The sequence below is a fragment of the Paraburkholderia ginsengiterrae genome (assembly GCF_001645125.1).
In the GTDB taxonomy this organism is placed as follows: domain Bacteria; phylum Pseudomonadota; class Gammaproteobacteria; order Burkholderiales; family Burkholderiaceae; genus Paraburkholderia; species Paraburkholderia ginsengiterrae.
In genome coordinates this window covers 1-12,412 of the sequence record NZ_LXKA01000355.1, presented here as the reverse complement: position 1 = coordinate 12,412, position 12,412 = coordinate 1, and the positions used below count along the sequence as shown (strand labels likewise).

Sequence of the window (12,412 nt, the reverse complement as noted above, 5' to 3'; positions counted from 1 at the left end):
CGCCGAAACCCGGCGCGGCCACCGGCCGCGCTATATTTCCTATACCCAACATAACGTGCATACCGTTGAGCGGAAACGGAAAAATTCGGAAGGTTCCGCGAACATAGGTAGAATACGTTTTTAACCAGCTTACGAAACAACATGTCTGCCAGCGCAGTGAATGTGAACCCCGGGCGCAACGTCGTCGTCGTGGGAACCCAGTGGGGTGATGAAGGCAAGGGCAAGATCGTCGACTGGCTGACGGACCACGCTCAAGGCGTCGTTCGCTTCCAGGGCGGTCACAATGCCGGTCACACGCTTATCATCGGCGGCAAGAAAACTATCTTGCGTCTGATTCCGTCGGGCATCATGCATCCCGGCGTCGCGTGCTACATCGGCAATGGCGTCGTGTTGTCGCCGGAAGCGCTGTTCAAGGAAATCGGCGAACTCGAAGCCGCTGGTGTCGACGTTCAGAATCGCCTCTTCATTTCCGAAGCCACCACCCTGATCCTGCCGTATCACATTGCCATCGACCAGGGCCGCGAAGCGCGCCGTGGCGCGGGCAAGATCGGCACCACCGGCCGCGGCATCGGCCCGGCTTACGAAGACAAGGTGGCACGCCGCGGTCTGCGCGTGCAGGACCTGTTCGAGCCGGCCACGTTCGCCGAACGCCTGCGTGAGAATCTCGATTACCACAACTTCGTGTTGACCCAATACCTGGGCGTCGCCGCTGTCGACTTCCAGCAAACGCTCGACACGATGCTGAGCTATGCCGACCGCCTGAAGCCGATGGTCACCGACGTGTCGCGCCGTCTGTACGACGAAAACGCGGCCGGCAACAACCTGCTGTTCGAAGGCGCGCAAGGTACGCTGCTCGACATCGACCACGGTACCTATCCGTACGTCACGTCGAGCAACTGCGTGGCGGGTGCCGCGACCGCGGGCGCCGGCGTCGGTCCGCAAAAACTGAACTACATTCTCGGCATCACCAAGGCCTATTGCACGCGCGTGGGCTCGGGCCCATTCCCGAGCGAACTGTACGACGCGGATAACGCCGCCCGTCAGGAAGCGATCGGCCTCGAACTGGCCACCGTCGGCAAGGAATTCGGTTCGGTCACTGGCCGTCCGCGCCGCACCGGCTGGCTCGACGTCGCCGCGCTGCGCCGCTCGATCCAGATCAACGGCGTGTCGGGTCTGTGCATGACCAAGCTCGACGTGCTCGACGGTCTCGACGAAGTGAAGCTGTGCGTCGGCTACACGGTCGACGGTAAAGCTGTCGATCTGCTGCCGCGTGGCGCTTCGGAAGTCGCGCGCTGCGAGCCGGTCTACGAAACCTTCGCGGGCTGGAAGGAAAGCACCGTCGGCATCAAGGAATGGGACAAGCTGCCGGCGAATGCGCGCGCTTATCTGTCGCGTGTGCAGGAAGTCGCGGGCATTCCGATCGACATGGTGTCGACCGGTCCGGATCGCGACGAAACCATCCTGCTTCGCCATCCGTTCAAGGTTTAAGCCATGGTGCAAGGTGTACCCATGATTGCGATGAAAGATCCGCGCAACGACGACAAGAACCTGTGGGTCGGCTGGGACGAATATCACCGGCTGATCGAACTGCTGGCGTTGCAGGTTCACGAGTCGGGCTGGAAGTTCGACAAGATTCTGTGCCTCGCGCGCGGCGGCCTGCGCGTGGGCGACCAGCTCTCGCGCATTTACGATCTGCCGCTGGCGATTCTCGCCACGAGTTCGTATCGCGAAGCGGCCGGCACGGAGCAGGGCGAACTCGATATCGCGCAATACATCACCATGACGCGCGGCGAGCTGCACGGCAACGTGCTGCTGGTCGACGATCTGGTCGACTCCGGCGTGACGCTCGCGCGTGTTCAGCAGCACCTGAAGGAACGTTATCCGGCGATCACGTCGGTGCGTTCGGCGGTGCTCTGGTACAAGGGTTGCTCGAAGGTCAAGCCTGACTACCACGTACAGTATCTGCCGACCAATCCGTGGATTCATCAGCCGTTCGAGGAATGGGACACGGTTCGTCCGCATAACCTCGGCGCGTGGATCAAACGCGGCATGGCGCAGGCGCAGGAGTCGTCGGGGCAGTGATGCGCATACCGGCGCCGAACGTGTTGCGTCGCACCCCGCGCAGTCCCGCAAAACGGAGCCCATTGGGCTCCGTTTTTTTGTATGCGCGTCGTCAGCGCACGCTTCACACATCGCGCATAGCCGATGTCGTCAATACCGCTCGCGCGGCAGACGGCGTCATATGGCAGTGCTACACTGCGCGGACCTTTACGTGGTGTATCCACAACAAGCCGGGCGGCGCTAAACGGGCAGTTTAGAATAGCGGTCGTTTTTTCCGCTCAGGGAACCGATTTCCTCGCGCTTATGACAGATAACAATCACGTGCACAAACAGCCCCTGCCTTCTCTCGCCATTGCGGCGATCGGCGTGGTGTTCGGCGACATCGGCACGAGCCCGTTGTACTCGCTGAAAGAGGCGTTCAGCCCGGCACACGGCATTCCGCTGAACGATCAATCCATTCTGGGCGTGATCTCGCTGCTGTTCTGGGCAATCGTGATCGTGGTGAGCATCAAGTACGTCCTGTTCGTGATGCGCGCCGACAATAACGGCGAGGGCGGCGTGCTCGCGCTGATGGCACTGGCGCTGCGCTCGGTCGACCAGAAAACGAAAGCGGCCGGCTTGCTCATGATGCTCGGCATCTTCGGCGCCTGCATGTTTTATGGCGACGCGGTCATTACACCGGCCATTTCCGTGATCTCGGCCGTCGAGGGTCTCGAGATCGCCGCGCCGAATCTGTCTCATCTGGTGTTGCCGCTTACCATCGTGATCCTAATCCTGCTGTTCTGGATCCAGAGGCACGGCACGGCCATGGTTGGCCGCCTGTTCGGACCGATCATGGTGGTGTGGTTCCTGGTCCTCGCGGCGCTCGGCCTATGGCACATCATGCAGTCGCCGAACGTGATCAACGCGCTGAACCCGTATTACGCGTACACCTTCATGGCCGCGCACGTGCTGCAGGCCTACGTCGTGCTCGGCTCGGTCGTGCTGGTGCTGACTGGCGCAGAGGCGCTTTACGCAGACATGGGCCACTTCGGCGCGAAGCCGATCCGCTTGGCGTGGTATGTGTTGGTCATGCCGTCGCTGGTGCTGAACTACTTCGGCCAGGGCGCGCTGCTGATGCACGATCCGAAAGCGATCGAAAATCCGTTCTTCCTGCTTGCCCCGGACTGGGCCTTGCTGCCGCTCGTCGTGCTCTCGACGGTCGCGACCGTGATTGCATCGCAAGCCGTGATCTCCGGTGCCTATTCGCTGACGAGCCAGGCGATCCAGCTCGGTTACGTGCCTCGCATGAAGATCCTGCACACGTCGGAGCTGGCAATCGGCCAGATCTACGTGCCGGTGGTGAACTGGATGCTGCTGTTCATCATTCTGTGCATCGTGATCGCGTTCAAGAGTTCGGACAATCTCGCGGCCGCGTATGGTATCGCGGTGACGGCCACCATGGTGATCACCACGATTCTTGCCTGTGTCGTGATGGTGAAGGTGTGGAACTGGAACAAGCTGCTGGTGGCGCTGATCATCGGCGTGTTCATGGCCGTCGATCTGGGCTTTTTCGGCGCCAATCTGCTGAAGGTCGAAGAGGGCGGCTGGCTGCCGCTCGGCATCGGCGCCTTGCTGTTCTTCCTGCTGATGACCTGGTTCAAGGGCAGGCTGATCGTCAAGGAGCGCACGGCCGCCGACGGTATTCCGCTCATGCCGTTTCTGCAAGGGCTGCTCGCCCACCCGCCGCATCGCGTATCGGGCACGGCGATCTATCTGACCGGCAGCGATTCGCTGGTGCCGGTGAGCCTGCTGCACAACCTGAAGCACAACAAGGTGCTGCACGAGCGCACCATTTTCCTGACATTCGTGACGCGCGACATTCCCTATGTGAAGGATTCGGAGCGCGTGACGGTCAGGGACCTCGATGGCGGTCTGTATCTCGTCAAGGCAGTCTACGGGTTCAACGAAACGCCGGATGTGAAGGCAGTCCTGCTCGAAGTTGGGCGGACTCGCGACATGACGTTCGAGTTGATGGACACGTCTTTCTTCCTCGCTCGCGAGACGGTGGTGCCGACGCAGTTGCCGGGCATGTCGGTGTGGCGCGAACGGGTGTTCGCGTGGATGCACCAGAACGCCGCGAAGCCGACTGACTTCTTCAGCATTCCGGCCAACCGGGTGGTGGAGTTGGGGACCAAGATCGAGATCTGACGCCCCTGGTTCGCAAGCGCTTCGCATGATGGGGCGCAAGAAAAAACCCACGTCAAAATCGACGTGGGTTTTTTTTCGTTCGCTGTGCGATTCAGCGTGTGACCAAATCACGCGCTGAACGCGGCGAGCTTACTTCTGCTTGAGCTTGGCGAATGCGGCCGCCATCGCGCCACCCGGTTCCGGTTCGCGCGAGCGCTGTTGCGGTGCGCCCCGTCCGCCGCCGCCCGGGCGCGCCGAGCCGCGGTCCTGCTGGCCGCCGCCGCTGCGCTGCGCGGTTGCGCCAACCTCGTCGTCCATGCGCATGGTCAACGCGATACGCTGGCGCTTCACGTCGACTTCCAGCACCTTCACCTTGACGATCTGGCCGGCCTTGACGACTTCGTGCGGATCCTTGATGAACTTCGTCGACAGGGCCGACACGTGCACCAGGCCGTCCTGATGCACGCCGATGTCGATAAACGCGCCGAAAGCTGCCACGTTCGTCACGACACCTTCGAGCACCATGCCCGGCGTCAGATCGCTAACCTTCTCGACACCTTCGCGGAACGTCGCGGTCTTGAACTCGGGGCGCGGATCGCGGCCTGGCTTTTCGAGTTCGAGCAGAATGTCGCGCACGGTAGGCAGGCCGAAACGCTCGTCGACGAATTCGCTCGGTGTGAGGCCGCGCAATGCGTCGCGATTGCCCAGCACGTCGCCGACATGCTTGCTGATTTTGGCGAGCATGCGTTCGACGACCGGATACGCTTCCGGGTGCACCGACGAGCGGTCGAGCGGATTCTCGCCATTGTTGATGCGCAGGAACCCGGCCGCCTGCTCGAACGTTTTGTCGCCGAGGCGCGGCACCTTGCGCAGATGCTCGCGCGACGGGAACGGGCCGTTCGCATCGCGATAGTCGACGATGTTGCGGGCCAGCGTGGCATTCAGCCCCGAGACGCGGGCGAGCAGGGCGACGGAAGCGGTGTTCGCATCCACGCCGACGGCGTTCACGCAGTCTTCGACCACCGCGTCGAGGGAGCGGGCCAGTTCGCGCTGATTCACGTCGTGCTGGTATTGGCCGACGCCGATCGCCTTCGGCTCGATCTTCACCAGTTCCGCGAGCGGGTCCTGCAGACGGCGCGCAATCGACACCGCGCCGCGCAGCGACACGTCCATGTCGGGGAATTCCTTCGCCGCCAGTTCGGAGGCCGAGTACACCGACGCGCCGGCCTCGGACACGACGATCTTTTGCAGCTTGAATTCCGGATGGCGCGCGATCAGTTCGCTCGCGAGCTTGTCCGTTTCACGCGACGCCGTGCCGTTGCCGATGCTGATCAGCTCAGCCTGCGTCTGCGCGCACAGGCGCGCGAGTTTCGCGATCGAGCCGTCCCAGTCGCGGCGCGGCTCGTGCGGGTAGATCACGTCGGTGGCGAGCACCTTGCCTGTGCGATCAACCACGGCCACCTTCACGCCGGTCCGCATGCCGGGATCGAGGCCGATCACGGCCTTCGGGCCGGCCGGCGCGGCCAGCAGCAGATCCTTCAGATTGCGCGCGAAGACGCGAATCGCTTCGTGTTCGGCTTCGTCGCGCAGATTGGTCAGCAACTCGTTTTCGATATGCGGCTGCACCTTCACGCGCCAGCACCAGCGGCACACGTCGGAGAGCCACTTGTCGGCCGGACGGTTCTGATTAGCGATGCCGAAGTGGCGTGCGATCAGCGCTTCGCCCGGATGCGGCACCTGCGCGTCGAGTTCTTCGCCGAGGCCGAGCTTGACCATCAGCACGCCCGCATTGCGGCCGCGGAACAGTGCCAGCGCGCGATGCGACGGCACGGTGCGGATGGTTTCCGCGTAATCGTAGTAATCGCGGAATTTCTCTTCTTCCGCGCTCTCCTTGCCTTCCACCACTTTCGACGACACCACGCCCTGGTTGAACAGGTAGTCACGCAGCTTGCCGAGCAGCTCGGCCGTTTCGCCGAACTGCTCCGACAGGATGTCGCGCGCTCCGTCGAGCGCGGCCTTCACGTCGGCGACGCCTTTCTCGGCGTCCACATACGCGGCGGCTTCGGTTTGCGGATCGAGCAGGGGATTGGCGAGCAGCGCGTCGGCGAGCGGCTGCAGGCCGGCTTCGCGGGCGATCTGCGCGCGCGTGCGGCGCTTCGGCTTGTACGGGAGATACAGGTCTTCCAGCACCTGCTTGCTGTCGGCGCCTTCGATCGCGGTGCGCAGCTCGTCGGTGAGCTTGCCCTGTTCGTCGATGCTGGCGATGATCGCGGCGCGCCGGTCTTCCAGCTCGCGCAGATACAGCAGGCGTTCCTCGAGGTTGCGCAGTTGCGTGTCGTCGAGATTGTCGGTCACTTCCTTACGGTAGCGGGCGATGAACGGAACAGTCGCTCCTTCGTCGAGAAGTTGCACCGCCGCCGCGACCTGGCGCGGCTGGACGGACAGTTCGGCGGCGATGCGCTGCACGATCTTGAGTGCTACGGTTTCCGTCATAAGCTCTTGGTGTTCCTGCGGACTCAGTTCGGGGCCGCGCGCTCACGGCACATGAGGGCGTTTGAAGGCACGTGGGGCACGGCGGGCGTGCGCGCTGCGACCGGGTTGCTGGAGCGGGGCATTTTGCCATAAATGCCAAAGGGCTCAACCGCAGGGTGATAGAATTTCGGGCATGTTCCGTTGACCCCCTACGACGTTGCCAATCTCCTTGTCCCTCCACTGCCTGGTCACTCGCCTGTCACCGCGTTTGCAGCACCCGGCGCCGTTTTTTTCGCGCTCGCCGCTCGCCTCGCCTCGGTTGTTCGCGTCGGCCGTCATGGCCGCTGCGCTAGCCGTGTCTGTGCCGGCCGTGGCGCAATCCACCACGCCGGCGGGCAGCAGCGCGGCGCCGGTTGCCGCGTCGGGCACGCCGGCCGTGAAAGCGGTCGAGGGGAATGCAGGCACAACCGCCGGCGGCGCTGGCAATGGCAGCGACGCGGACAGCACGGCAGCGCTGCATCGTTCATTCGACGAGCGGCAAAAAGTTCTGGATCAGCGCAGCGAGGAGAACAACTACCGCTACGCCGTCGCCGAACACGACTGCTACAGCACGTTCTTCGTCAATCACTGTCTGGGCAAGGCGCGCGACAGCATGCGCTCGGTGCAGGCCGACATTCGCAAGGAACAGCTCGCGCTCGACGGCGAACAGCGCGCACAGCGCGCCCGTGAGCGCGACGAGCAGGCGGCGCTCAAGCGCGCGCAGGACGAAGCGAGCGCGCCGCAGCGCGCCGCCGACGACGCTCGCAACGCGCAGGCCTACGAAGACAAGCAGCGTCAGCACCAGCTCGATCAGGCGCAGCGTGCCGCCGAGGCGCCGCAGCGCAGCGCCAACGCGCAGGCCTATCAGGACAAGCAGCGCCAGCACGCACTGGATCAGGCGCAGCGCGGCATCAGCCCGTCGCAGGCCGCCGCCAACCAGCAAACCTACGACCAGAAGCAGGCCGATTTCCAGCGTAAGCTCAGCGAGGCGCAGGCGCAGGGCGCGCAGAAGGCGCAGGAGCGTGTGCAGAAGCAGCAGAGCTTCGAGAAGAAGCAGGCCGACGCCGCGCAGCACAAGGCCGACGTGGAAGCGCGCCAGAAGCAGGCAGCCGAGAAAGCCGAACAGAAGCGTCAGCAGCAGGTGCAGGAACAGCAGCAACTCGAACAGCAGCAAAAGCAGCAACAGCAACAACAGTAAGTGCGCTGGAGTGGGCTCTGGCAGGGTTGAGTCAGGGCCGCAGCCGCCGAACGCGTTTTAAGCCGGACAGCAACCTCAGGCATCGGGCTGCACGTGTGGCCCGTGCCGCCGACGAGAGGAGGCGAGCATGCGCGATCAACATCACGTCATCGACGCGAACACCCTTCGCGACCGTATTCTGCAACTGGAATCGGAGCATAGTGGGCTCGATCGCCTGATCGACCGGCTGTCGGATGAGCCCGGCATCGACGACTTCGAGTTGCAGCGCCTGAAAAAGCGCAAACTCAAAGTCAAGGACACCATCATCTTGCTGCAATTGCAGCTCGAACCGGACGTGCGCGCCTGAGTTCGCGGCCTGGCAGGCGCCGGGCGCGCGCCGCGCGAGCCGGACTTTGCAGGAAACGCTTGCCTTGAATTCACCGCTTGAAACTTCATCCCGTGCCACGCCGGGCGACGACGCGTCAACTGCCGGCACGCCCGCGCCTCGGCCTGCCGCGTCCGCGCTGAGCGCGGCACTGAATCCGCGCCGCGCCGCCGAACTGAACGAGATCTTCGCCGACAACGGCCTGCTGGCCCGTCAGATCGACGGATATCGCTCGCGGGCCTCGCAGATCGAAATGTCGCGCGCGGTCGCGGCTGCGATGGAAGCATCGGGCCGCGCCATGCCCGAACCGGCCATGTTCGAGGCGCAGAAGCGTCCGGCGCGGCGCCTGCAATCGCAGGGTGGCGAAGCCGCTGAAGCCACTGAAGGCGCCGATGCGGGCGGGCTTGACGGCGGCGAGAATACGCTGATCGTCGAGGCCGGCACGGGCACGGGCAAGACCTATGCGTATCTGGTGCCGGCCATGCTGTGGGGCGGCAAGGTGATCGTCTCCACCGGCACCAAGCACTTGCAGGACCAGCTCTTTCAGCGCGACATTCCGACCGTGCGCGACGCGCTCGCGGTGCCGGTGTCGGTCGCCATGCTCAAGGGCCGCGCGAACTACCTGTGCCATTACTACTTGCAGCGCACCGCGGATAACGGCCGCCTGCCGTCGCGTCAGGAAACGTCGTATCTGCAGGACATCGTGCGCTTTGCCAAGATCACGCGCACCGGCGACAAGGCCGAACTCGCGAGCGTGCCGGAAACCGCGGCGGTGTGGTCGATGGTTACTTCGACGCGCGACAACTGCCTTGGCCAGGAGTGTCCGCATTACAAGGACTGCTTCGTAATGCAGGCGCGCCGCGAGGCGCAGCAGGCCGATATCGTGGTGGTCAATCACCATCTGTTTTTCGCCGACATCATGTTGCGCGACACCGGCATGGCTGAACTGCTGCCCACCGCCAACACCGTTATCTTCGACGAGGCACATCAGCTGCCCGAAACGGCGACGCTGTTTTTCGGCGAGACGCTGTCCACCGCGCAGTTTCTCGAGCTCGCCCGCGATTCGGTGGCCGAAGGCCTCGGTCATGCGCGCGACGCGGTCGACTGGGTCAAGCTCGGCGCGACGCTGGAGCGCGCGGCGCGCGACGTGCGGCTAGCCTTCAAGGAAGATTCGGTGCGCTTGTCGATCGGCCAGTTGTCCGACGATCATCCGTTGTTTCCCGCGCTCGACACGCTCGAAACCGAACTCGATGCGCTGGCGTCCGCGCTGGCGGGGCAGGCCGAGCGCGCCGAGTCGATCGGCGCGTGTCTGCGCCGCGCGCGCGAGCTGCAAGGCGTGCTCGCCGGCTGGACCACGCCGCCCACGCAGACCGAACGCGAGGCCGCTGGCGGCCCTCAGGCAGGCTCGGGTGACGGCAAAACCGAGCACGCCGACCCGAACGAAAAGGTGCGCTGGATCGAGGTCTTTTCGCATACCGTGCAGTTGCACGAAACGCCGCTGTCGGTTGCGCCGATCTTCGCGAAACAGCGCGCCGGCGTGCCGCGCGCGTGGATCTTCACCTCGGCTACCTTGTCGGTGCGTGGCGATTTCACGCACTACGCCGCGCAGATGGGCCTGAACGCAAAACGTTCGATGACGCTGCCCAGTCCCTTCGACTATCCGGCCCAGGGGCTGTTGTACGTGCCGCGCAATTTGCCGCAGCCGTCATCGCCGATGTTCACCGACGCCGTGTTCGACGCCGCGTTGCCGGCCATCGAAGCATCGGGCGGCGGCGTGTTCATGTTGTGCACGACGCTGCGCGCGGTGGACCGCATCTCGTCCCGGTTGCGCGATGCCATCGAAGCACGTGGCTGGGACTATCCGCTGCTCGTGCAGGGCGATGCGAGCCGTACCGAGCTGCTGGATCGCTTCCGCTCATACGGCAACGCGATTCTGGTGGGCAGTCAGAGCTTCTGGGAAGGGGTGGATGTGCGCGGCGACGCGTTGTCGCTGGTGGTGATCGACAAGCTGCCGTTCGCGCCGCCCGACGATCCGGTTCTGTCGGCGCGCCTCGAGGCGCTCACCAGGAAGGGCCTGAGTCCATTCGCCGTGCATCAGTTGCCGCAGGCCGTGATTACGCTGAAGCAGGGCGCAGGCCGTCTGATTCGCGCTGAGACCGATCGTGGCGTGCTGATGATCTGCGACACCCGTCTCGTCGACAAACCCTATGGGCGCCGTATCTGGCAGAGCCTGCCGCCATTCAAGCGCACGCGTGAGATCGAGGTGGTGCGCGAGTTTTTCGAAGAGAATGCGGCGCCGGCCCGGCAGGACGAGCGGGACTAACGAAAGGAGGCCGTTGTAAAAAAAAACGGCACCTGAATGACAAAACGCCACGGATGTGAATCCGTGGCGTTTTGTTTGACTGGCCGGGAAATCGATGAGATATCCCGAAGCAGTCCTCGCCCAGAGGCGAACCCTACGCGACAGCTTACTGGCTTGCGCCCGAAGCCGGAGCAGCCGTTGCAGCCGAAGCTGCAGCCGTTGCGTCCGAAGCAGCGGCCGTAGCCGAAGCAGCAGCGTCGCTCGCAGCAGCAGCCGCACCCGAAGCAGCAGCCGTTGCGTCCGACGCAGCAGCAGCAGCCGGTGCCGAAGCAGCAGCTGCGTCGCTAGCCGGAGCAGCAGCTTGGTCGCTGCTCTTGTTGCATGCAGCCAGTGCCACAGCTGCCAACAGGGATGCTACGAGGAGGGATTTCTTCATGATCACGTCCTTTTATGGTTAAAGGTAAGCAACAGCGCAAAATAATACCGGTAATGTGCTCCAACACCGACCTGGGCCGCTGGTGGAGACGCTCTTTTGACGAGCTGGAATCTTCCCTACGGCTTGGGCGGAAATTATATGCACTTTCGTACTGACAATCCATAAATCCGGGGTCAATACGTTGTCTTTCTCATACAAAATTTCACGGTACGGTATAGCAGGCGGGCAGAGTTATGCAAACTCGCCCACTTGTATCCAGCCCGCACGATACCACTCGTGCAGCCGTGCTGTCACCGAGGAATCGTGTGAGAGTGTTACAAAGCGTTTCGCACTCATACACCGGTGATTAGCGAGGTCAATTAACCACTTTTTCGTACCTGCAAACGATATTTCCTCTCCATTTAGGAAGAAAAAACGGCGGTTGTACAACAAATTAGTCTTCCGGTCCAGCCGAATACCTGACTTTGACGCCTGACTAATGAAACGGGCTTCATTAAGCGGCCTTTGCGGTGGGTCAAAGACGACGCTTGGCTTGGGTTCGCTTAGATAGGTGCCGAGGAACGACGCGATATCCTGCTCGTTCCATTTGATTTCCGCAAGAATTGCGCCGACCCTCTCGACCAACGCCGCGGGCAGTTCAGCCGGGCGCTCCACGGCGGGTTGCTGCGGGTCGCGGTACAGCGCGCCGGCGTCGCCCGCCGGCTCGCCGCGCTCGGCCAGATGGTAGAGAAACTGCGCGCTCAGTTCGCCGGTCGAAGGGGCGCGAAAACCGATCGAGCAGGTCATGCATTCGCCTTCGGCGACGCCGTCATGCGCGATGTGCGGCGGCAGGTACAGCATGTCGCCGGGTTCGAGCAGCCATTCCTCTTCGGGCTGGAAATTCTGTAAAACTTTCAACGGCAGGCCGGCCTGCAATGTGAGATCTTTCTGCGCGCTGATCCGCCAGCGGCGTTTGCCTTTTACTTGCAAAAGAAACACATCGTAGGAATCGAAGTGGGGGCCTACGCCGCCACCATCGCTTGCATACGAGATCATCAGGTCGTCGAGGCGCGCGTCCGGCACGAAGCGGAAGCGGTCCAGCAATGCGCGCGCGCGATCGTCGTAAAGGTCCACGCCCTGCACGAGAAGCGTCCATGCGCGCTGCCTGACCGAGGGCAGTTCGTCGGGCGCGAACGGCCCGTGCTCCAGTTGCCACTTGTTGCGAAAGTGGGTGATCAGGCGTGCTTCGACTTCGTCCTGGTCAGCCAGCTCGAAAAATTCGTCGCGCGAGAGAGGCGCCTCGATGTTCGGAATCGCCTGGCGAATCAGCAACGGTTTCTTCTGCCAGTACCGGCGCATGAATTGCGACGGAGTCAGATTGCCGAGCAGTGG

9 protein-coding genes are annotated in these 12,412 nt (G+C 63.2%); 6 read left to right on the top strand and 3 right to left on the bottom strand.

Translation table 11 applies throughout. The features are described from left to right. The first annotated feature begins 141 nt into the window (after positions 1–141). From A6V37_RS32135 to A6V37_RS32125, 3 genes are all read left to right on the top strand, one after another. A complete protein-coding gene (locus tag A6V37_RS32135) occupies positions 142–1,488 on the top strand; it encodes an adenylosuccinate synthase (protein ID WP_064286731.1) in 1,347 nt (448 codons plus the stop codon). A 3-nt stretch (positions 1,489–1,491) separates the two neighbouring features. Continuing rightward, positions 1,492–2,082 (top strand): phosphoribosyltransferase, encoded by a 591-nt coding sequence (locus A6V37_RS32130; RefSeq protein WP_064266068.1) that lies wholly within the window; start codon positions 1,492–1,494, stop codon positions 2,080–2,082. Positions 2,083–2,364: 282 nt separating this feature from the next. Continuing rightward, a complete protein-coding gene (locus A6V37_RS32125) occupies positions 2,365–4,251 on the top strand; it encodes a potassium transporter Kup (RefSeq protein ID WP_064266067.1) in 1,887 nt (628 codons plus the stop codon). Positions 4,252–4,380: 129 nt separating this feature from the next. Here A6V37_RS32125 and A6V37_RS32120 read toward each other — a convergent pair whose 3' ends face one another. Next, positions 4,381–6,723: a Tex family protein gene (locus A6V37_RS32120; RefSeq protein ID WP_064286730.1), complete on the bottom strand. Its 2,343-nt coding sequence runs from the start codon at positions 6,721–6,723 to the stop codon at positions 4,381–4,383. 316 nt (positions 6,724–7,039) lie between these two features. Between A6V37_RS32120 and A6V37_RS32115 the strand changes: the two genes are divergently transcribed. From A6V37_RS32115 to yoaA, 3 genes are all read left to right on the top strand, one after another. Continuing rightward, entirely contained in the window at positions 7,040–7,939 is a 900-nt protein-coding gene (locus A6V37_RS32115; RefSeq protein ID WP_064266095.1) for a hypothetical protein, read from the top strand. A gap of 127 nt (positions 7,940–8,066) precedes the next feature. Further along, positions 8,067–8,285, top strand: a complete 219-nt coding sequence (locus A6V37_RS32110; RefSeq protein ID WP_064266065.1) for a DUF465 domain-containing protein — start codon at positions 8,067–8,069, stop codon at positions 8,283–8,285. Positions 8,286–8,349: 64 nt separating this feature from the next. Further along, positions 8,350–10,626 carry a DNA repair helicase YoaA gene (yoaA, locus tag A6V37_RS32105; RefSeq protein WP_064286729.1) on the top strand — a complete coding sequence of 759 codons (2,277 nt, stop codon included), beginning with the start codon at positions 8,350–8,352 and terminating at the stop codon, positions 10,624–10,626. Between the two features lie 145 nt (positions 10,627–10,771). On the opposite strand, the gene A6V37_RS39625 is transcribed toward yoaA, so the two are convergent. Together A6V37_RS39625 and A6V37_RS32100 are read right to left on the bottom strand one after the other, a co-directional pair. Further along, a complete protein-coding gene (locus tag A6V37_RS39625) occupies positions 10,772–11,041 on the bottom strand; it encodes a hypothetical protein (RefSeq protein ID WP_075643593.1) in 270 nt (89 codons plus the stop codon). 231 nt (positions 11,042–11,272) lie between these two features. Continuing rightward, on the bottom strand, positions 11,273–12,412 hold a 1,140-nt coding region (locus A6V37_RS32100; RefSeq protein ID WP_244174064.1), incomplete at its 5' end, for a cupin domain-containing protein.

Excerpts from the sequence above, each read along its gene's own strand:
- A6V37_RS32120 (WP_064286730.1), bottom strand. The coding sequence starts at position 6,723 with ATGACGGAAACCGTAGCACTCAAGATCGTGCAGCGCATCGCCGCCGAA.
- A6V37_RS32110 (WP_064266065.1), top strand. The coding sequence starts at position 8,067 with ATGCGCGATCAACATCACGTCATCGACGCGAACACCCTTCGCGACCGT.
- A6V37_RS32135 (WP_064286731.1), top strand. The coding sequence starts at position 142 with ATGTCTGCCAGCGCAGTGAATGTGAACCCCGGGCGCAACGTCGTCGTC.
- A6V37_RS32125 (WP_064266067.1), top strand. The coding sequence starts at position 2,365 with ATGACAGATAACAATCACGTGCACAAACAGCCCCTGCCTTCTCTCGCC.
- A6V37_RS39625 (WP_075643593.1), bottom strand. The coding sequence starts at position 11,041 with ATGAAGAAATCCCTCCTCGTAGCATCCCTGTTGGCAGCTGTGGCACTG.
- A6V37_RS32130 (WP_064266068.1), top strand. The coding sequence starts at position 1,492 with ATGGTGCAAGGTGTACCCATGATTGCGATGAAAGATCCGCGCAACGAC.
- A6V37_RS32115 (WP_064266095.1), top strand. The coding sequence starts at position 7,040 with ATGGCCGCTGCGCTAGCCGTGTCTGTGCCGGCCGTGGCGCAATCCACC.